Origin of the sequence: Puia dinghuensis (assembly GCF_014642875.1) — a bacterium.
GTDB classification, from domain to species: Bacteria; Bacteroidota; Bacteroidia; order Chitinophagales; family Chitinophagaceae; genus Puia; species Puia dinghuensis.
The window spans coordinates 615,451-637,898 of sequence record NZ_BMJC01000002.1 but is presented as its reverse complement, the minus strand read 5'-3'; the positions used below and the strand labels follow the sequence as shown (position 1 = coordinate 637,898).

Sequence of the window (22,448 nt, the reverse complement as noted above, 5' to 3'; positions counted from 1 at the left end):
TTTCGCTTGTTTGAATTAAAAACCTGCTTTTATCCCAAGGGAAAAAGTCCTCAGCGGGGGAAAGTTGCTGACGTCGAAATAGCCACCGCCCGTGCTGTAGGCGTCGTCGGAGACCTCGGGATTGGGCCCGGGATATTTCGTGATCGTGAACACATTGGTAGCCGAGGCAAAAATACTGGCCGACCGGAACCCTTTCCCCTGGAACCAGCTTGAGGAATTGAACCGATAGTTCAGCGTCACCGTCCGCAGCTTCACGTATGAAGCATTGTAGACGTTGAGATTGCTGGCATAGATGATCCCGTCATTCAGCACCAGCCGGGGCCGGGTCGCATTGGGATTGGAAGGCGTCCAGCGGCCCAACATGCTGACGCCGGCGTTCGAGGTGCCGGTGAACGCCATGCTGTTGCCATCCTCACCCCAGAACAGCTTCCCGCCTTCGGAGAAGGTGAAATAGAGGTCCAGGTCGAAGTTCTTGTACGAGAACTCCTGCGTGAAGCCGCCGAAATAGCTGGGTGCGGCGTTCGCGATGATCGCATTGAAGTACGGGTACTGGGCCCCGAAGGAGGCGTAGGTGACGGTATCCAGCAGGAACATGGGGTCGCCGATATTCAAGGCCGGGAAGGCAAAGGCCAGTGATCCGAGCTTTGCCTTATAGTCAGCCAGCTGTTTTTGTGTCTTGATGATGCCGGTCACTTGCATGCCGGTGATCAGGCCCAGGGGTTTACCCTCGATAAGGGTGGTGTTGCCGACTTCCAGCCTGCTATAGCTGCCGATCTGGGACAAGTCTGCTTTCTTATCCAATTTGGTCACGAGCGACTTGTTCCAGGTGATATTGACGCCGGCCTGCCATTTGAAATCGCGCGAGTTGACAAGAAAGCCATTCAGCGAAAGCTCGTAACCCCAGTTCCTCAGGCTGACCACATTTTCCAACAACTGGGTATACGAGGTGCTCGGAGCGACGGGCAAATTCAACAATGCGTTGTTGGTCTGTTTGTTATAGTAATCCGCCGTTCCCTGCAGCCTGCCTTTGAAGAAGGAGAAGTCCAGTCCGGCGTCGGTAGACTTCGTCGTTTCCCATTTGATGGCCGCATTCCCCAGCTGGGTGGGCACCAGGGCGTTGTTGCCGCGATAGGTGTAAGGCGTATAGAGGGTACGGTACATCTGGTTGCCGATGTTCTGGTTCCCGGTGAGGCCGTAGCTGCCACGCAGCTTCAGGTCGTCGATGAAGCGGACGTCCTTGAGGAATTTTTCCTTGGAGATCCGCCAGGCGAGCGCCCCTGACGGGAAATACCCGAATTTGTTGTCCGGGCCGAATTTGGAAGAACCATCCGCACGGCCGGTGAAGGTGAGCAGGTATTTGTCCATGAAGGCGTAGTTAGCCCTCAGATAGAAAGAGAGCAGGTAGCTTTGCGGTTTGGTAGGATCGTCGCCCCGTACATAAAGCGGTGTTCCGGCGGAAGAAAGGCTATTGAGAATATTATCATTCGGATATCCCTGGCCGGTAGCGCTGAAGAAACTGAGCTTGGTAGTTTCGTAGGAAGTTCCCGCGAGCAGGTCGACGCTATGTTTTTCGTTGAATTGTTTGGTGTAGGATAGTGTATTCTCCCAGAACCAGTCGTTGAAGTTGCTGTTAGCATTGCTGCCGACGCCGCCGTTCGAGTTGACACTGCCGTAAAAACTACCGATCTGCACATAGCTGGGTGTATACAGCCGCTGATTGTAGGTTTGCATGTTCAGGGAGGCCGTACTCTTGAGCGAGAGGGCTTTTGTAAAGTCGTATTGTGCGGTGAGCGAGCCCAGAAGGGTCAGGGTCTTGCTGTTGTTGAGCGCCGTCGTCAGCGCGAGGGGGTTTTGGAATCCCAGGTAGGACGCGCCCACCGGGGCGAAGCTGGTGAAGCTGCCGGAGGCGGTATAGGGACTGTAATCCGGGCGCGCGACCAGGGCCTGCCCATAGGCGCCGTTGGTGATGTTCTGGTTCGTATAGCCCATATCGACGTTGGTGATAAACCGGAAATGGCTGCCGATCTCGTTCTCCAGGTTGATCTTCCCGGCGACCCGCTGGTAGTCGGTGCCCAGGACGACACCGGGGATATGGCTGTAGGAGATGGAGGTATAGTATTTGGAGGCGGCGCCTCCGCCCTGGACGGCAATTTGAGCATTGTCTGAATAGGTGTTCCGGGTGACCGTTTTGATCCAATTCGTGTTGGCGCTCCCAAAAAAACCAGCAGGGTTATTGAGGATGGATTTTACGTTGCCGGGCAATGCCCGCCCGACGGAAGTATAGTAGTTGGCGTCGTTCTGCGCTGCCTCGGTGAGCAGGCTCTCGTACTGTGACTTATTCAGCACCTTCGGATTGATGGGCGTGGATCCCGTGCCGTAGTAACTGAGGTTGATCTGGGGTTTCATGTCCTTTTTTCCGCGCTTGGTAGTGATCAGCACTACGCCGTTGGCTGCTTTTGATCCGTAGATCGCCGTCGAAGAGGCATCCTTGAGGATCGTGATCGACTCGATATCATCGACATTCAGTCCGCTGAGGCTGTTGAGCCCGTTGGTGAACCCGGAGGACATCCCGGCCGAGATGCCCGACTGGCTTGCGTTGATGGCGTTGGCCAACGGGTTGGTGAGGTCGAACCCCGGGTTGATATAATTGGGTGTGGTCTCGACGGGTACGCCGTCGATGACGAAGAGTGGTGTATTGCCGCCCAGGATGGAAGAGGAGCCGCGGATCCGGATGCGTACGGCGCCGCCGGGAGTGCCGTCCGATTTGATGACCTCCACGCCCGGGACCTTGCCGGCGAGGGCGTTGTCCACGCTGACAAAAGGAATATTTTCGATCTGTTTTGACGTCACAACGGCCAGCGAGCCTGTCACATCGCGTTTCTGCACCGAACCGTAGCCGATGATGACATAGTCGGAGAGGCTCGAAACGGCCTGGCGCAGGGTAATAGTAATAGCCGCATTCGGGTCACTCACTATTAAACGATGGCCGCCATAGCCGATCATGGTGATCTCCAGCATGTCGCCCTCGCTGGCGGGCAGGGTGAACCGGCCTTCTTTGTCCGTAGAGGTTCCCTGTTTCGACCTACGGTTGTATACCGATGCCCCCGCGAGGGGATGGCCCAGGGAATCCAGCACCAGGCCGTAGACCATGCCGGGGGGAACAGCAGGGGGCGATGGCGGACGCATTTTAATAATGATCGTCTTGTTACTGATAGTATAAGTCAGCGGCTGGTTCGCGAAGCATCGATCGAGAGCCTCAGGGAGGCCGGTGTTACTAAGCTCCACATTGACAGGTTTGGCTTTTTGGAGCATTTCATCAGTGAAAAAGAAAAGATAGCCCGACTGTTTTTCAATCTCCTTCAAGACCATTTGCATGGGAGCGTTATGCACGGAGAGGGAGATCTTCTGACTGTAGGTAATGGCGCTCACGTGGATGCTGGTGAGCAATAGTAGTGTTCCTAGTTTCGAAGCCAAGAAGTATCTGTTAAATACAACCCGTTTTATGACGGGCAATAGTGTTTTGATAAACGCAAGTAATTGCATACTTTCGTAATGTTTTGGGTTTTCTGATGCAGTCATTTTGTCGTGGTGCGTCGTCCCCCAAAACGCTCACCGGGAGTGCTACCAACATTCTCGGTTTTTTTTGGGCGGACGGTCTGGTGGCGGGAAGATCAGGAAGCAGTTGTCTTTCTCATAGCATTTTATCTTTTTATTTAGGGAGTAACAATTATTGTGCGGCCTTCGACCTGGAATTTGACGGCGTTGGTCAATTCCATCATCCGGAGTAGCGTGGAAACATCTGCATCGCGGGGAACAGCCCCGGTGAAGTGCTCGGCGATCTCGCCCTCGTATTGTATATCGACATCATACCAACGGGCAACTTTTCGCATCACCGAATGGATGTCCTCGCTGCGGAATCGGAAAATTCCGTTCTTCCAGGCGATCGCGACATCTACGTCCGCCCGCATTGAACCCAGGCGCCCATCCGATCTTTCCATGCGGGACTGTTGGCCAGGTGTCAGTAGTAAATGCCCGCCGGCCGAGCCCACCTTCACCGAACCTTCGAGCAGGGTAGTGGTGACGGCAGGTTCATCATCGTATGCCATGACATCGAAATGGGTCCCAAGGACATCCACCGTCATGCCATTCACCAGCACCTTGAAAGGTTGCGCGGCATTCGGCGCGACCTCGAAGTACCCCTCGCCGGTGAGGCTCACTTCCCGGTACGGACCATGGAAGGCTAACGGATAGCGGAGGGATGACGAGGCGTTCAGCCAGGCGCGGGTGCCGTCCGGAAGGACGATCGAATACATTCCCCCGCGGGGAGTGGCGAGCGTATTATACACGGTCGGTGGAAGGGTGGAAGCGGATCGTTCGGATTTGTAGATCAACTTCGCGGACTTCTTGTCGACGACGGCTTTCCCATTGGCTGTTGTCGATCCGTCCTTGGCAGCTCCGAGGTCGACCGTCGAGCCGTCAGCCAATGTTAAGGTGGCTCTATCGGCCAACGATTTCACCGCATCTTTCGGCGCAGCACTTGCCTCCAGCACCGCGGGATGGGCCGTGCGGCCGCCTTTCCACCAAATGGCGCCCAGGATGGCAAAGCCCAGCACTGCGGCTGCAAGGGCAGGGGCCCATTTGCGGATCCGCCTCCGTTCATGCTGGGTCATTCTGCGGTAGATGCGCCGGAGCATACGTTTTCGGTGAGCATCTTCGCCGGAAACAAAATTGGCCGGAACCACCACCTCCGCATCCTGCGCCGCATTGTACCACTCTCCTAAGATGTGTTCCTCTTCGGCTGTGATGGTGCCGTTCATCAACTTCTCGGCCAGCTCAATGAATTTTTGATCGGGTTTCATAATGTCATATATAAGGTCAACGATAAAGTGCGTATCCCTATATGGGGACAGCTAGAAGAGGGAAAAAAATGTCCTGATGCCTGTGCGGAGGAGTTTCAGCGCCCGGGTGATATGGGCTTCGACGGCCTTTTCCGAAATTTGCAGTTGAAGGGCAATATCTTTTTGGGAATACCCCTTTTCTTTCTTCAATTGATAAACCAGGCGGCATTTATCCGGGAGATCGGCAACCAACCGGGCGATACGTTTGTCCAGCTCGTGAAAGCCGAGCCATTGTTCGGTGGAGTCGTCGGCGATACGGAGTTTCGTTCTGGCGTAGCTTTCGTAGCGCAGCCGTTTGTTGCGGCGGGCGAGCAGGTTGAATACCCGGTACTTGAGGGCAACAGCCAGGTAGGTCCTGAAAGTTGACGTGATCTCGATCCCCTCGCGGCGTTTCCAGATATCCAGAAACAGGTCCTGCACCATTTCCTCGGCCTCGGCGAGATTTCCTATCTTATTGGCCGCTACATGAAAGAGCACCTTCCAATATCGGTTGTAGAGCTCGGTAAATGCCTCCTTGTCACCCGCACGCAGGAGTTCTAATAACCCGGCATCGTTATAAGAAGTATAAGCAGTCATTCGGAGCCTTAAAATAATGCTATATGTAAATATAGTCACTCGAAAGGCCGCGATCCCTACATCGGGATGAAAATATTTTTTGGGGAAACCCGCTTTTAGCGTGCCGCCGCCATCACCGATGGGGTATTACCCATCACCAACTCGAGGGTCCCTCCCCGGACGATATCCTTGTAGTCGATATAGCATCGGTGTAGGGGCTTGCCGTTCAGGGTCGCGCTTTGGATGTAGATATTCTCCCTCGAATTCCGATGGGCGATGATCCGGAAGGTTTTGCCGGTTGCATAGGCCGGATCGAGCTTGATGCGGATATCGCTGAAGACGGGACTGGTGATGTCGAAGCGGGTATCTCCGGGGCATACCTCGTACAGACCGATGGCCGCCAGCACATACCAGGCCGACATTTGGCCGACATCGTCATTGCCCACCAGGCCTTCCACCGAATTATGATAGGCGCCGGCGCAGATCTTCCGGGTCCACTGCTGCGTAAGCCAGGGAGCACCCACCCGGTTGAATAGGAAGGGGACATGGTGCACCGGCTCATTGGCGTGGTTGTAGTAGTCATTCCAGAAGAAATTGCCGGGCGTTCTGTTGAAGAGATTCTCGAGGTCGCCGATCACTTTCTCCCTTCCTCCCATCAACCGCACCATTCCATCCACATCGTGCGGGACAAACCATCCCTGCTGGTAAGGATTGCTTTCCACCGATCCGTATTCGTAGGCAAGTCGTCCCTGGGAAGGCCAGGGCGCCCACTCGCCATTCTGTTGCCTTGGGCGGAACCATCCCTCCTTCGCATCGAAAATGTTCTCATAGTCCCGGGCTGCGGTCGCATATTTCGCAGCTTCCCCGGTCTTGTGCAGGGCCGCGGCAAGTTCCGACAGGCACCAGTCCGAATAGGCATATTCCAGTGTTTCGGATATCGAGCCCGGAGCATAGCCTTTGTCGCCGTTGCCGAATCGGCGGCACGTATTGACGGCGTATGCGTAGGCGCTATCGACATTATACCCACGGATGCCTTTGGCGTAGGCATCGGCCAGCACGACGACGGCCGGGTTGCCGACCATGCAACCGCTGTAAGCATTCAGGAATTCCCAGCGTTCAAGGTAGCGGGTACCATTTTCCGCAGCAAGGCTTACCAAAGAGTTGATCGCATCATTCACCATGCGTGGATTGATGATGGTCTGCAAGGGAAACTGGCTTCGGAAAACATCCCAGCCGCTGAAAATGCTGCGCCGGCTATACGTGTCCGACACATGCGGCTTGCCGTCACCTCCCGTGTAGCTGCCATCCACATCCGATGTTATCCGGGGATCGATCATCGTATGATAAAGTGCAGTGTAGAACACCTTTCTTTCTGCTACAGTTCCGCCCCGGACGGCTATCTTCGACAATGCGCTATCCCATAAGGCGACGGCCTTGCGGTGCACTTCATCGAATGACCAGCCGGGTATCTCCTGTTGCAGGTTCTGTTTCGCCCCTTCCATACTCACCAGGGAGATGCCTGCCTTCAGCAACACCTGTTCCCCGGCTTTTGTAGCAAACTGCGTATAGAAGCCAAGATGCTTGCCCTCCTTTTCCGTTGCTCCAGCCAACACGTTTGCGTTGGCAATCCACCCCTGGTAGGTCTTACTCCCGACGGACTCCCTGTGTCGGTCCGCCGAATCCGGGATAGCAGCGCTCCAGACGCCGAAGTTCTTCAGCGGCTTGCTCAACTCGGCGAAGAAATACACGGTATAGTCGGGCTTGCCGCCACCATCCCCCCAGCCGCCACCTTCCGGCGTGCATTTCATCCATCCTTCAATGCTATGGTCGTCTACTGCTTTCACATATTGCAGCACCGAGGTGCCCCCAACCCTTCTGGCCAGGTCGATCTGGATCCGGGACTGGCTGTCGGCGGGAAAGGTGAATCGAAGGATGCCGCTGTGCGGCGCCGCCGTCATCTCGGCCAGGATAGGGTGATCACTCAACATCACCGCGTAATACCCGGCTGTAGCCTTTTCGGAGCCTTTGTCATAGCTCTGACGATACCCGCTGCCGGGAACCCGCGCATCTCCCGCACACGTCCTCAGTACGCCCGTAGCAGGCGTAACCAGGAAATTGCCAAGATCGCCATACCATCCTACGCCGCTCATCTGCAGGAAAGCGAACCCCTCCATGGTCGTATGCTCATAGCTGTATCCCGGGCCATTGTCCCCTCCCGTGATGGTATTGGGGCTCACCTGTACGAGCCCCCAGGGGGTTGTAGCTCCCGGAAAGGTCTTTCCCAACCCGGCGGAGGTCCCCGCCGATGAACTGGTAGTCGCGCCGATAAAAGGGTTGATATAAATACTGTTGCCCGGCCCTTGCGCATAGCCGGCTGTTTCCAGGAATACGAGAAAAAGGAAGATCGAATGACGTTTCATGTCGCCGTTTCAGGCTATAAATATAACCGCTTCTTATAAGAATTATTTGTTAGTTTGCTTTTAGGATTACTTTTTTAGCAAACAAAATACTCTTACTTGATGAGGCTGGTGGGCAGGACGGCCGTATTATTGGTCTTTGCGTTGGGTATTCACCGGGAATCTGGCGCCCAACCAGCTGATATGGCTCGATTACAGCAGGTTATACATGAAAAGCAGGGAAGAAAGGACTTTCAGAAGGACACCTCCTACATTGATGTATTGGATAGCCTGGCATATGCTTATTACAGAATCAGTGCCGACAGTATCTTATTCTACAGCAATAAAGCCCTGGGCTACTCGAAGGCGATCGGTTACGGCAAAGGCGAGTCCGTAAGTTTAAGACAGATGGGCAACGCCTATAAGCTCATCGGGAATTACGGGAATATGTTGTCATCCTATCGCCAGTCGCTTTCCGTTGCTGAAAAGATCGGCGACTCCACCTGCATAGCCAAGGCAAGTATTAATATCGCCATGGCCTATACGGACATCGGCAAATATGATGAGGCGTTGCCATTATTGACGACGGCCGGTCGCATCTTCAGAGCCATAAAAGACAGCCTCGATGTGGACAAAACCCTGGTTTCCATAGGCGCAATATGGTTAAGGCGTGAGGACTATGATAAAGCCCTGCAATATTATCAGCAGGCTCTGCAGGTAGCCGAAGCCATGAAAAGCGAATACCTCATCACGGTCAATAAGGACGTGATGGGGGAGGTCTTGTTCGTCAAAGGCCGGTACAAAGAAGCATTGGCCAATTTTCTCAGTTCGCTGGATTATTTCAGTCATACTGACGACAAAATGCGCAAGACCAAGACGACTAGTTATACGGCCCGGGCATACTTTTATCTTAAGAATTACGACCTGGCTTTGAAGTATGCGCTGCAAAGCCTGGAATTCGCTTCACAGATCAGATCGACAGACCAGGTCAGAGATGCTGATAAGGTGCTGGAGGACATCTATGAAGCCAAAGCCGATTACCGCAATGCCCTGAAATATTCCAAATTATACACGGATCTTTCCGACAGTCTTTTCAATGATGAGATGAAAAAGAAGACAGAAAGGCTGGAAGCAAAGTATGAATATGAAAAAAAGGAAGCCCTTCTAAAAGCGGAACAGGCGCGGAAAGATGTGCTGCATCGCCAGATTGTCCAGAAAAATGAATCGGAGATATTTATTGCCGGCCTGCTCATCGTTTTTTTAACCGTGCTGACCGTTATATTATTCCGTAGCAGGGCAGCCAAACAGCGGACTAACCGGATGCTGGAGGCCAAGAATGAGGAAATAGAGCACCAGGCCGTTCTGTTATTGCTCAACAATCAGGAAAAGGATAAGCTGTTTTCAATTATTGCGCACGATTTGAAAGGCCCAATGCATTCCCTGAAGAATATGCTGGGTTTCTTAAAGGAAAATTCCCTGAGTGAAGAACAAATAGACATGATGATAGAAGAATTAAGCCACAATGTGGGTTATTCTGCTGAATTGGTAAACAACCTTCTTTCCTGGGCGAGTAGCCAGCTGAATGGGATGGTTGTTTCTCCTGTCGTGCTTCCGATGCATGAAATAGCTGACGAGATCTTTCACCTGTTCGCAAAACGGGCCGCCGATAAGCAGATCAGGCTTAAGAACCAGCTGGATCCGGGTTTGTTGGGCTACGCCGACAAGAATATGATCCAGGTGCTGATCCGGAACCTCATCGGCAATGCCGTTAAATTCTGCCGGCAGGGGGATACTATTACCATACAGGGAAAGACCATAGGTGATGCCATTGAGATATGCGTGGCAGATACAGGCATTGGCATCAGTGAGAGCGTGCTTAGAAAGATTCGCCAGAAGGAAAGTGTTACTACGACTGGTACTGCCGATGAAAAAGGAGCAGGTCTTGGAATGCAGTTGTGCAGGGAGTTTGCAGTGGCGAACAACGGGCAATTCCGGGTTGAAAGCGAGGATGGTAAGGGTAGCCGGTTCTATTTTACCATACCGGCTGCCAAATAGCCGGTCGGCCTTCGTGCCCGGGACTCAATTCATCTATTCAGCAACTCCATCTTTTTTCTCAGGTTACTGAAAGTTTCCAGGGGGCCCTTGCTGGCGAACATATTTACGATCCATGCGGGCAAGGCTCCGCCCGGATCTATTTCCAATACATATTGGAGGTGGATTGTTTTATCCGACTTGGTAGAAATGGTCCACACCGCTCTCGATCTGGGCACGCGCACAAGACCCTTTTTCTCCGGCAGGAAATCTTTTAACCCGTTTGAAACCAGGCAAATGGAATGCATACTGCTGTCTCGGGTAACCTTTATGTCGGCATAAAGATCACGATTGGCCAACGGCCATGGGGCACTGATCTCTGAGTAATAAACGAGCTCATCCTTGCCGATCTGTTTTATCAGGTCAGCCGACTTTGTACAGTACGCCCATTGTGGATATTTTTCAACATCCAACAGGATGCAGGACAATTGATCCACGGTACCGGGAAGATCCATTTCTACTTTAAGGTCATTGAATTTGGAAAGGGCCGAACGCCGGCTGTAAACGGTAACGCCGTCTTTTTCAGTTTTTAGCGCCCAGGGGCTTGCTCCGTCTCTAAATAGGATCAACGGTAAAAAGAGATAATAAATTGAGATCGGGCGCATAAACCTAAATTATTACAAAAAGATCCTGGTATTCGATCTCATTAACGTTTCCCGCCGCTTCCAAAGTATTAGAAAAAGAATATATTTATCAGCCGGTCGCAACGCCTCACCGATCTTAATTCACAAAATCGTGCCTGGTTTCCCTCCCAGCGTCCTGATAAATCGGAAATGCGAAATAACGGCAGCCTTGAAAGTAGGCAGGGAATTATATGGCAGATTAAAAGCCGCACATTCTTTTTGTACAATTCTGCTTAATGCCGGATAGTGGATATGACTGATTCGTGGGAATAAATGATGTTCTATCTGGTAATTTAGCCCGCCGGCAAACCAGGAAATTATCGGGCTATCAGGCGAAAAGTTAGCAGTTGTCTTTATCTGGTGGATAGCCCACTCATTCTCTATCTTTTTTTCATCACCGGTTGCTGAATCGAATTCTGTTTCCTCAACCACGTGTGCCAATTGAAAAACTATGGATAACGTAAATCCCAAACCAATGTTCATGCACAAAAAGAATAGTAACCAGGACTGCCAGCCCGTCAACGCAATGGGGATCGCAATATAAAAAAGCAGATAGAGTATCTTGCTTATCCAGAAGATCATATGGTCAGCTGTCGACATTCTTGAAAGAGGAGTATTGACTATTTTCTTTTTGAAATATTTGTCAAAATCCTGGAAAAGTACCCAGATTATAGAGCTGAAGGAGTATAACAACGGAGTATAAAGGTGTTGCAGTCGATGTGCAGGTACCCAAGGTTGTGAACTGCACATGCGGATATAAGGGCTTTTAGCGATGTCGTCGTCGATACCGTCGATATTCGTATAAGTGTGATGAACAATGTTGTGCTTTTGTTTCCAGATGAAATTATTTCCACCCAAAGCATTCAGCGTAAGTCCCAGTATTTTGTTGACCCATTTACGGGAAGAATAGCTGCCGTGGTTGGCATCATGCATGACATTAAATCCAATACATGCAAGTACGAAACCCAAAAACAAGCTGGATATGATCCTGGGCAGCGGAGACATAGGAACAAATAACAATAATGTATATAAGGAAATCGCCGCAAGGATAAGAATAACTGACTTGGCGTACAGTCGAATATCGCCTGTTCTTCTTTTTTTAGTATATGTAAAATACTTGTTTACAGAAGTTTTCAACGAAGTATAAAAGACGTGATCGCTGTTATTAAAGCTTACTTTAGGCATATCCGGTTGGCGAGGCTTTTGGAAGGTTAATGCAAATGTCGTCTATTTCGTTGCAAAACCGTGGTTGCTACTAAACGAATCACGGAACATTTTCCAGCCGCTTTTGGTCTTCTTCCAAAGTACTAAAAATTTCCCGTCGTCAAATAATTCCCCTTTTGCATTAAAGGATTGCCAGAATCCTTCTTCCGTTACATATTCTTTTCCATCCCCATACACGTTTGTGGTGATGAATTTGCCATTTCTCAGACCATAGTCCTGATAAGCCGATCGGAAGAATTTGGCAAATGCTTCACGGCCGCACGCGGCCGGCGCATTCGGGGCCAGGATACAGGCATTTTCCGCATAGCTATTTATGAAAATGGAAGAGTCATTTTTAACAAAAGACTCAAAATAAATGGCGTTGCTTTCCGCGATGGATTTTTTTGCTTCATCCACTTGAGCGCTGACCAAAAGATGCGCGCAGACCAAAATTACAGCGAGCAGAGATTTTTTGCTATTTCTCATATTTATAAATTTTAGTAAAGGTAAAAGGTGCTTGGAAGGGTAGATTGTAAAAAAGCGAACAAACACTGGTTTATTATGACCTGGCTCATTTCATCAAGGAGTCCAAATCGTACACAGGAATGGCCCCGTCCCAGTTGCCCAGCACTTGTCGCATTGGCCTGCCTGATTCTATTCTGGAAAACTACTCCTTCCATCCGTCTGAGCCTGGCTGCAGCGCTGCTTTTGTATGTATTGGCGGACGTCCTGACCTTTGCTTATTTTTATCCGCGGAACGCGATCTTGTTTGTTAGTAATGCTACCCAGGATGGGCCTACCCTGAAAAAGGTGTGGATGGAATGGAGCCCTATGAATTGGCTGAGGACAATGATCGTCCTTGCAGGGCTGGCCCTGTCGATGATTTCCCTTCACCGGTGTTACAACCACGACCCCCAGCGTCTGGCTGTATAAGCAGTTGTACATGGGCCGGCCCCTGCATCATTCCGTAGCGGGCCGCGGAAACTGTGTCCATACGTGATCGCCCGGCCTGTCCAGCGGCAGCAGGTTTAATTTATTATATCGCCGCATATCGATCCACCGATGGCCTTCGCCAAATAAAGAATACCTCCGCTGATTGAGGATCTCATTGATAAGGCTGTTCAGGTCGGTGCCGCCTGCGTAATTGGCCAGGCCGGCCGCATTCCGGATAACATTTATGGCGCCTACAGCATTGGCCGAACTGCCGGACTGGGCCTGTACTTCCGCGTAGATCAGGATCAGTTCCTCATTTCTGATGAGGGGGATCGATGCGACGTTGGATTGGTAAACATAGAAATCATAGTCACTTTGCAACCCGTCCTGGAAAGCGGTGGCCGTGCGTTTACTCGTTTTAGTGGTAACGCGGTTATCACCTGCCGCTGCATCGGTAATAAAGGAGGGTTCTACCACCCTTGTTTCCCCATTCGAATTCAGCGGAAAATATTGGGGGTTGAGCTGGTCGCCACCCGCTGTGGAAAATAAGTGGTAGGCGCCGAAATTCAAATTGCCGTTTAGATTGAAAAAGGATCCGGACAGTGCAGTACCTGCCTGGTTCCAATCCTGCCGGTAAATGGCCACTCTGGCGGCGAAAGCCCGGTTAAGCTTGGAAAAATCACTTGCCACGTTGCTGTAAAGGCTGGTGGTGAAAGGGAGGCTCGCGCTGTTGCCTTGAAGATCGGTGTTCGCCTTATTCAACAGATCTTGGATGGCGTTAAGCGAGGAATCCTTTGACAGAAAGGGCCCCAGGTTGTTGGGGTCCGCTACATCCACCCGAATCCCATTGCCGTACTGCTGATTGAAAACCATTAACAGCTCGTATGCCTGTATCGTCTCCGCATAGGCGATCCCCGCCTTGCGTTGCGCATCCGTAATGGCCGCCTTCGTGTTTTGCAAGGCCTTGATGAGAATATTGGTATTCTTTACTACCCGGTATCGGGCATCAAACGGATTGGTAGTATAAAAAGTGTTATTATCCAGTACGGCGCTGCCTTTCCCGAGCAGGTCGGAGGTAAAACGCGGATCGGAAGTGGAATACCGGTAGAACTCCCTCCCGATGACCCCAACGCCGTCGTAATAATTATTCAGGTTGTCACGCATCCCGGATTCTGACCCATCAACAAGGTTTTGCAGCTCGGCCAGGGAAGCATTCACGGTAATCGTATTCGCACCAGGATTATTGGGGTCGTTAATAACATCCACTTTACAGGATGACCAGGCCAGTATTGCCGCAAACAACAGTATCGAAATATATTTTGAATTTTTCATAATTACTCATTTTTACAGTTTAGAAGGTAACCGTTAGATTAAAAAAGATGCTCTTGGCGGAAGGAAAGGGTGTGACCTCCACATTGCTGGAAATCGCGTTCGTACCGAAGTTGGATACTTCCGGGTCATAACTGTTGTAGCTGAAAACATTGATCAGATTCCGCGCCGATACGCCTACCTTGATAAGCGATATTCCCTGGACGATCCCCTTGGGTAGTCGATAGCTTAGCCCCATCTCCCGAACACGGAAATACGAAGCGTCTTCGATCCAGGTGCGGGCCGACACGCCTAATTGGGATAGCCGGTACGCGCCGTTAACCTTCTGCCCGGTCGGGTCGAGCGATTTCTTGTCGAAGTCCGGCGAAGTACCGAATATGTCACTTAGCAGGGTCGTCAGATTGATATTGCTGCCGCCTTTTTTCCAGTGCATCAGGACGGTGAATTCGAAGTTCTTCCAGCTTACCGTATTGCCGCAGGAAAATTGAAAATCGGGCTCTGCATCGCCGAATCTATGAAGACCCGATTGCGGATCTTTTGACTCCCCGGGACCTGCTATGCCGACCAATTGTGTCGGGCTCTGATCCAACTGGATCCTGTACGTACCCAGTGTGGCCCCGAAAGCACCTGTGTTGAAGGCAGGCACGTCCAGCCGGGTCACCTTCGCCGTATTCTTCCAGAACCGGATCTGCAGATTCCATTTCCAATCATTGTTGATGACGGGGATGGTGTTCACGGCAAGTTCGACACCATTATTCCGGATGGCGGCAACATTTTTCCAGGCGAGGGTGAAACCGGATGATCCCGGAACCTGCACATTCAGCAACAGGTCGTCTACCGTTCGGATATAATACGTTCCTTCAAACGTCACCCTGTTCTTCAGGATGCCGAGATCGAGGCCGAATTCCAGTTCCTTCTGCTTTTCCGGGCCCAGGTTGATATTGCCCTGCGTAGTGCCGATGAGCGAACCTGTCGATCCGTTAAAGATCACAGGTACGAGAGGAGTATAAATGGCCCCGAAGGGAGCGAAATTGCCGGCTTGTCCATAGGCAACCCTTAGTTTTACCTGGTTCACCTCCGTCCATCTCCATGACGGCAGATTATGGAGATTGAAAGCGCCGGATGCTTTGGGGTAATAGTAATACTTATTGGGATCGCCATTTCGACTGGACTTATCTCCCCTTAGTCCGGCGGTTAAGATGGCAATGTCCTTGTAATTGAATTCTTCCTGTGCAAAGAAGCCCCTGTCTTTCTGAATGAGCTTGTTTTGTTGCACCTGGATGGACCCCGCCTGATTCAGATTGGTCTGCGTGCCTATTAATTGGGTAGCCGTGCTTACTACCGTATTCTGATCGATATTTTCAGCGGTTATCCCGGCCTGGGTTCGAAAACTCATAGAAGTAGATGGCCTGAAGTCATAGACTGCAAAGGCATTGATATTGGAGTTTTTCGAAAGCGTCGTTCCATAGATAGAAGCGCCGTTCGTTCCATTGCCTCCGTTCTCGAATTGTAACACTTTCGGGAAAATGGCGGTCGTCGCCAGCGTATATTGATCGATCCCCGCCCTGGCCGTTATTTTCAGGCTGTGCATGTCAGAATTGACAATCCGCCAGTTTGCCGTGCCTCCTAATAATGTTCGCGTTACATTTTCCCTGTTGGTGATGAGATCTCTCGTTTGTATGAAATTGGAAGGGGCGACGGGGTTGTTCGGGTAGTTGCCATTCGCGTCGGGATAGAGGTTTACCCAGCTGGGCGTGGAAACGAACGAAACACCCAATGTCGTACTGGTATTGTCATTATTAAAGAATCCCCGGTTCGACTCGGATTCCACATAATTGGCGTTTAAGGACACGTCGATGGTATTGGTGATCTTTTGATCGAGGTTCAACCGGTAGGAAGTTTTTTGATAGCCCGTATGTTTTACGATTCCCTGGTCATTTTTATAGGTCACGCCTGCATAATAGGTGGTTTTATCGCTGCCGCCGCTTACGTCCAGCCGCGTATTGTTCATTACCCCGTGACGGCCATATAATTCATCTTCGTAATTATAAATTTTCCCGTTGTTGGCATTATAGATCGCCAGGCCGGCAGCCCCGAACGCATCTTTCACCTTAGCGGTATCCCAGCTGCGTTGACCGAGTTTACGCAACTGCCATTGTTCCCCCACAGTTTGCCCCACTTCAACCCTGGGGTTGCCCCTGATCCCTCTCTTGGTGGTGATAATAACGACACCTCCCGCGGCCTTCGAGCCATAGATGGCGGCTGCGGAAGCCCCCTTTAAGATTTCGATCCTGTCTATGTCTTCCGGATCCAGATCGGCAATCCGGTTGGAGGGGTTGTCCTGGAACAGGGTGCTACCCTGGCCTGCCGCTTTTGAGACGATATTGAGCCCGGCATTAATGGACGAATTATCAAAATAGACCCCATCTACAATAAACAAGGGTTGTGAATTTGCTACGATGGAAGTAATGCCCCTTAGCTTCACCGAGATCCCGCCGCCGGGAGCGCCCGAATTGGCGGAGACATTGGCGCCCGTGAATTTTCCATACAAGGCGCCATCGACGGTCTCCTGGGTGGTGGTGCCTATCAATTCCTTACTGGAAATGGAGGCGACCGAATTGGCCAGATTCGACCGTTTGATGGAAGTGGCAAGACCGCTTACGACCACTTCTTCCAGTTTGCCGGCTTCTTCGGTGAGAATAACCGACAAGCTTTTGTTATTGGCATCGACGTTGATGGTCTGGGGGCTGAATCCGATATTGGAAACGACTATGACGCCCTTGTCACCGGGGACGGTCATAGAGAATTTGCCGCTATTATCCGCGGTGGTGGAAAAATTGCTGTTTTTCAAACTGATGGTTGCTCCGGGTAATGGATTCTTTTTTGAGTCCGTAACTGTTCCCGTAATGGCCACCTGTGCCACCGAGAGATAAGGTAATGACAGTAAAAGCAATGGCAAGGCAACAATCGTTAGTAATTTTCTCATGGCAATTCGTTTTGGTAAATGAATGAAATGGTTTCAGGAGAGGCCGATGTACGGAGGATAGCCCAGGGCCGGAGGTAGGTGATATAATCCCTACAAAATATAAGAAAAAAAAGACATATTATGAAATCTAAATGTAGTAACTCATTGCTAACCGTTAGGAGCAAATAAGGGAGAATGTGGGGTTCGGCCTTTTAACCTTGCAAAGTTGTATCGTATTCGAACATGGCTGTAGCAACCACGTACACTCTCTCGCGGTCAGCCAATTTCAACAAATTGATTGTCAGCAATCTAAAATCCAGTCCGTATTTTGATATACAAACGGCATCAACCCCCGCACATGATCAAAAATTATTTCAAAACTGCCTTCCGCAGTCTGCTTAAAAATAAAGGGTTTACCGCCATCAATGTCCTTGGCCTTACGCTGGGCATCGCCACCTGCTTGCTCATCGTCTTCTATGTGTTTGACGAACTGAGCTATGACAGATACAATGACAAAGCAGACCGCATATATCGTGTCAACAACGACATCAAATTCGGCGGCAACGAGAATTCCTATGCCGTTGCACCTGCGCCCGCCGCTATGGCTCTAAAAGCGGACTTCCCGGAAATAGAACAGGCGGCTAGGATCATCTCTGTCGGTGGTGTACGTGTCAGGAAAGGCGGCCAGTTCCTCCAGGAAGACCGGGTCCTCTATGCCGACTCCACTCTATTTTCCGTTTTCACCTTCCCCATGATTGAGGGCAATCCCACAGATGCGCTTAAAGCGCCAAACTCCATTGTGATCAACGAGCGGACGGCCAGGAAATATTTCAATCGTACGGATGTCGTCGGTCAGTCACTGACGCTTGGCGACGACGGCGTCTTCCAGATTACGGGAGTGATAAAAGACATTCCAATACAATCCCATTTTAACGCCGATATTTTTATCTCGATGTCCGGCCGGCCAGACAGCCGGGAAGATGCCTGGCTCAGCAATAATTTTTTTACGTATATCCTGTTGAAACCAGGCTCGGATCCTGCAGCCCTGCAGGCGAAATTCGCTGCCTTTTTACAGCGTCATGCCGGCCAGCAGGTCCAAAACTTGCTCCATATGGATTTTGCCGCCATGGAAAAGAGCGGGAATTATTTCCGGTTTAGCCTTGTCCCGCTGACCGATATTCATCTCCGGTCCAGAGCAGTAGGCGACCTGCTTCCCGGTGGCAGCATCGCCTACGTCTATATCTTTTCGGCCATCGCCGCCTTCATCCTGATCCTCGCCTGTATCAATTTCATGAACCTGTCCACAGCCCGCTCGGCTAACCGTGCCAGGGAGGTCGGAGTTAGGAAGGTGCTGGGCTCACCCCGCAAATACCTGATCGCCCAATTCCTCACCGAATCGGTGATGGTCACACTGGCGGGCGCCATCCTGGCAGTGGTGACGGCCTGGGCGCTGCTACCTCTTTTCAATGACATCTCCGGGAAGGAATTGGTGGTCAGTTCTCGCCTGGTCCGCTGGATGGTACCCATCTTGCTGGTCTTCGTGCTGATCATCGGTTGTCTGGCCGGATCCTATCCTGCCTTCTTCCTGTCCGCCTTTCAGCCCATCGACGTACTCAAAAGCAAATTGGCGCGAGGGTTCAAAGGCGGCGGTCTGCGGAGTTTCCTGGTCGTATTTCAGTTCGCTATTTCCATATTTCTGATAACCGGTACCCTCGTAGTCTACAACCAGCTGAAATATATCCAGTCCAGGGATCTCGGCTTTAATCGGGACCATGTATTGATCGTACAAAATGTATATGGGCTGGGCAATCAGGCCAAATCCTTCAAACAGGAAGTCAAAAAAATAAGGGATGTAGACGATGTTACCATGACGGGCGCGTTGCCTACCGCAAATTATCTCCAGGGCTCGTCCTTTTTTAAGGACCGGAGCCTGAGCCAGGAATCAGCGGTCCTCAGTCAACGCTGGTATGTCGATGAAGGCTATATCACTACGCTCGGAATAAAACTAAAATCGGGAAGGAATTTCTCCGCCGCGATGCCGACAGATTCCAGTGCGATCCTCATCAACGAAGCCGAGGAAAAGATGCTGGGCTATTCGGACCCACTAAATCACACTCTGTATGCTCCATTGGATAATACCCTTCAGCATATTGGGGCCTTTCATATCGTCGGGGTGGTTAAGAATTTCAATTTTCGCTCACTTCGCCAGCAAGTGACGCCGATGGTCCTTCATTTCGCGGAGAACCGTAGTGCCCTGAGTATCCGCATCCATGCCGGCGCCAATATCGCGGCGGTCACGGCGCAGATCAGCAACAAATGGAAAGAGCTATCTTCATCTCAGGAGTTCACCTATACTTTTATGGAGCAGGACTTCGAGGCCCTTTACCGTTCGGAACAACGCATGGGCAAGCTGGCTATATCCTTTACTTGCTTTGCCATTCTCATCGCCTGTCTCGGTCTTTTCGGTCTTGCCGCTTATGCGGCCGAACAGCGGACCAAGGAGATCGGAATCCGGAAAGTACTGGGAGCCGGTGTATCGACGATCGTAGGGATGCTCTCAAAAGATTTTATCAAGTTGGTGCTTATCGCCATCCTCATCGCCTCACCCCTGGCCTGGCTGGCCATGCACAAATGGCTACAGGGCTTTGCCTATCGGCAGGACATGCAATGGTGGGTGTTTGCGCTCGCAGGTTTTTCGGCGGTGCTGATTGCTTTTATTACCATCAGCTTTCAATCGATCAAGGCGGCACTAAGCAATCCCGTCAAAAGTCTGAAATCGGAGTAGCAACGAATGAGAACGCCCCTCATCTTCGACTGCACGACGCCGGCACTCGGACAGGAAGAAGCGCTCGTATGCTGGCAAATTTTCACATTGTTTTAATGTGTAAGTCTCGTTATGAATTCGGTCGTTCGTTACCTTTAGTTACATAAAACCTTTTCTATGAGCACAAGTATGCCTTCCGCTGCCGACCTCGGTATCGTGTCCGGCGGCACTGTCGATCAGTCAGGATTGATCAATGCAGCCCTCGCCAATCCAAATTATGCAGGTATCGTTTTCGATTTCTCCCCTCCCGGTTTTGTATACATCAGCAACAACATAATCGGGCACAACAAGGTGTTGCGATTCGAGCCCGGCAGCTATCTATCGGGCCCCACCGGGTCTACACCAGTAGCCTCGGTCAATTCCTTTGTACTGGATTGCGGGCTCAGGCAAAAGTGCTTCGATCCTGGGGCTGCGCTTACCTTCAATCCTATAGGAACTACGCTTGGGAAGATATCCCCTTGGGTCTTTGGCGCTGTAGCCGATGACACAACGGATGATGCCCCGGCGATCCAGAAGACGATCAACCTGATCATAGCGAATACCGGCGTTCAGACCCTGTTCATTCCTTCCGGGACGTATAAATGTAATTCACCGCTCATCTGCGCCAATTCTACGGGGACGGATTATGCTTTTTTCCAGATATCGATAGAAGGAGAAGCCAACTTCTGGGAAGCATCGGGATATGGCACTGTGTTGGACTTCCGTGGGTTCAACAACACTTTCGGCATAGGCTTGCACCAGGCGAAAGGGGCATCGATCAAGCGTATCAAGCTATGGGGTGCATGGAATTACACCTTCACCGACGCGTACACCTTCTACAATACGGCGCTAAGCGCGTTTACGGACGGCGTATGCAGGGATAAACCCTATTCTCCCTATGCGGGTATCGTCATCGACCCTTTTGGCCCTTCGGTGCCCTCGGACGGCGGTTATCCGGGATTAAGCGCATATTACCATGGCTCCGATGCCGGAAGCACAGGCGTTACGCTGGAAGATGTCTTTATCACCAATTTCGTGATAGGGTTTATTACCTCTCCCAACGGGCAGACGCTAAATGCGGAGCTTATAAGGGCGGAGAAGATACAGTTTTCGAATATGAAGATCTGCATCCTCAGCTGCCAGGCGCAGGAAAAGATGAATGTATTTCGACACCTGGGAATATGGGGCGTTTGCCACACCATATTCGTGGCGGGATCCGGCGGCGGTGCAGCCTACGGCGCCAACAGCCCGGGAAATTATTACGTGGAAGACGTGAACCTGGCCGGATACAATAACCAATTTGTCTATCTTAATTCACAGGGCTATTTCCCTTCCTATTTCAAGAACATCTATGCCGAGTCGCTTGGCAAGTTCGGGACGGTCTTTACGTCAGTCGGTGGCACCGTCGAAAGCAGCAGTTTCGATTTCGCCAACTATATGGATGCCGGTTCCTATCAAAATCAAATAGACGCGGCTATTTCTTTCATTGGCTGTAGCTTCCGGATGTATGGGACAGGCAAACCCGTTACCATCACTGCCGGCTGGGGACCGTATTTCAACAGTTGTAGTTTTGAAACGGTGCCCTTGTTTCCGCTGGGCGCCCACCGGGGGAGTGCCATTTTCGAGAATTGTTCGGTTGGCGACTTCGGCATTGTCCTGGGGCCGCCGTCGTCGCTGTCCGTGTATGAGTACTCGAACACGTTTGCCTATGGCGATAGAAAGATCACCTCCACCTCCCGGGGCATCACTTTTGACTATAACAGCCCTAATCCCGCTGCGCCTATGCCGATCAACAGGACGACCGCCAACTACGCGATCAGCAAGTCACTGGTGGGGGGCTTTTATCAGGCGGTCGTCACCTGTTCCAGTGACGAATTGAACCGGGTGTTCGTGGGAGATGTCGTCGCAGGTGATACGACCGGCGACAATCAAAACTTACAGATCATCGGAATGGTGAGTGCCGTCGGATCGGGCAATTTTACGATCAACTATATACCGGCATGGGTGGTGACCGGCAACTATTACCTGTACGTTTGGCTGCCGTTATACAATGTTGCCTTTACCGGCGATACCACCAACGGCAGCAATCAAATCACGAATGTCAATGTCGTTGCCGGCGATCTTCCTACCATGATGAGCAGGGGCGGGCTTCTTTCCACAACTTCGGTGCAGGTCTCCGATGGCTGGCAGTCCGCTCTTATCCGTTTGCTCGGCTATAATGCCGCCTCCGGAACACTCACTTTCGACAAAACGGCCACGGCCACGGCCACGATGAACCTTTTCACGAATACGAATGCGGCTCCCGGGACCTTATCCCCGTCGATTGCGGCGGGTCCGGGGGCAGGCAGTTCGCCAGTGGTGGCCATCACCAAGGTCAACTATAAAAATATGCAGATCAGCATCACCACGGGAACTACACCCTCTGCATCTGCGGTCGTCGCTTCGATCAGTTTCGGTGTGCCGTTTGCCGGCGGTTATGTACCCAGTCCCCGGTTTAGTCCCGCCAACGCGGCCGCTGCAGCCCTCAGCGGTGCCAGCGAGGTATTTATGGATGCGAATTCAAGCAGTGGATTTACGATATCTTCCGGTCCTTCAGCACTTGCGGCGTCAACGTTGTACCTGTGGAATGTAGAAGTCGGGTAGCCTATCGCA

13 protein-coding genes are annotated in these 22,448 nt (G+C 51.4%); 4 read left to right on the top strand and 9 right to left on the bottom strand.

The genetic code is table 11. The features are described 5' to 3' along the window. Positions 1–15: 15 nt before the first annotated feature. From IEY39_RS10860 to IEY39_RS10845, 4 genes are all read right to left on the bottom strand, one after another. A complete protein-coding gene (locus IEY39_RS10860) occupies positions 16–3,474 on the bottom strand; it encodes a SusC/RagA family TonB-linked outer membrane protein (RefSeq protein WP_188931314.1) in 3,459 nt (1,152 codons plus the stop codon). Between the two features lie 239 nt (positions 3,475–3,713). Continuing rightward, complete coding sequence (locus IEY39_RS10855; RefSeq protein WP_188931313.1) at positions 3,714–4,859, bottom strand: FecR family protein; 1,146 nt, start codon at positions 4,857–4,859, stop codon at positions 3,714–3,716. A gap of 51 nt (positions 4,860–4,910) precedes the next feature. Then, positions 4,911–5,474, bottom strand: coding sequence for an RNA polymerase sigma factor (locus tag IEY39_RS10850; RefSeq protein WP_188931312.1), 564 nt, complete (start codon positions 5,472–5,474; stop codon positions 4,911–4,913). Positions 5,475–5,569: 95 nt separating this feature from the next. Further along, positions 5,570–7,873 (bottom strand): GH92 family glycosyl hydrolase, encoded by a 2,304-nt coding sequence (locus IEY39_RS10845; protein ID WP_188931310.1) that lies wholly within the window; start codon positions 7,871–7,873, stop codon positions 5,570–5,572. A gap of 180 nt (positions 7,874–8,053) precedes the next feature. Between IEY39_RS10845 and IEY39_RS10840 the strand changes: the two genes are divergently transcribed. Then, positions 8,054–9,904, top strand: coding sequence for a sensor histidine kinase (locus IEY39_RS10840; protein WP_188931308.1), 1,851 nt, complete (start codon positions 8,054–8,056; stop codon positions 9,902–9,904). 29 nt (positions 9,905–9,933) lie between these two features. On the opposite strand, the gene IEY39_RS10835 is transcribed toward IEY39_RS10840, so the two are convergent. The 3 genes from IEY39_RS10835 to IEY39_RS10825 form a co-directional block, all read right to left on the bottom strand. Further along, positions 9,934–10,545, bottom strand: a complete 612-nt coding sequence (locus IEY39_RS10835; RefSeq protein WP_188931306.1) for an START domain-containing protein — start codon at positions 10,543–10,545, stop codon at positions 9,934–9,936. Between the two features lie 120 nt (positions 10,546–10,665). Continuing rightward, entirely contained in the window at positions 10,666–11,748 is a 1,083-nt protein-coding gene (locus IEY39_RS10830) for a fatty acid desaturase family protein (RefSeq protein ID WP_188931304.1), read from the bottom strand. 42 nt (positions 11,749–11,790) lie between these two features. Further along, positions 11,791–12,252, bottom strand: a complete 462-nt coding sequence (locus tag IEY39_RS10825; RefSeq protein ID WP_188931302.1) for a YybH family protein — start codon at positions 12,250–12,252, stop codon at positions 11,791–11,793. 75 nt (positions 12,253–12,327) lie between these two features. On the opposite strand from IEY39_RS10825, the gene IEY39_RS10820 reads away from it, so the two are divergent. After that, on the top strand, positions 12,328–12,699 hold the full coding sequence (locus IEY39_RS10820; RefSeq protein ID WP_262892853.1) for an anthrone oxygenase family protein: 372 nt from the start codon (positions 12,328–12,330) through the stop codon (positions 12,697–12,699). Positions 12,700–12,726: 27 nt separating this feature from the next. On the opposite strand, the gene IEY39_RS10815 is transcribed toward IEY39_RS10820, so the two are convergent. Next, on the bottom strand, positions 12,727–14,031 hold the full coding sequence (locus tag IEY39_RS10815; RefSeq protein WP_188931298.1) for a RagB/SusD family nutrient uptake outer membrane protein: 1,305 nt from the start codon (positions 14,029–14,031) through the stop codon (positions 12,727–12,729). 19 nt (positions 14,032–14,050) lie between these two features. Then, positions 14,051–17,014 (bottom strand): SusC/RagA family TonB-linked outer membrane protein, encoded by a 2,964-nt coding sequence (locus tag IEY39_RS10810; RefSeq protein WP_188931297.1) that lies wholly within the window; start codon positions 17,012–17,014, stop codon positions 14,051–14,053. Between the two features lie 337 nt (positions 17,015–17,351). On the opposite strand from IEY39_RS10810, the gene IEY39_RS10805 reads away from it, so the two are divergent. Continuing rightward, on the top strand, positions 17,352–19,778 hold the full coding sequence (locus IEY39_RS10805) for an ABC transporter permease (RefSeq protein ID WP_188931296.1): 2,427 nt from the start codon (positions 17,352–17,354) through the stop codon (positions 19,776–19,778). Positions 19,779–19,934: 156 nt separating this feature from the next. Continuing rightward, the gene (locus tag IEY39_RS10800) at positions 19,935–22,439 is read left to right on the top strand and encodes a glycosyl hydrolase family 28-related protein (protein WP_188931295.1); all 2,505 of its coding nucleotides are present in this window, start codon (positions 19,935–19,937) and stop codon (positions 22,437–22,439) included. The last annotated feature ends 9 nt before the right edge of the window (positions 22,440–22,448 follow it).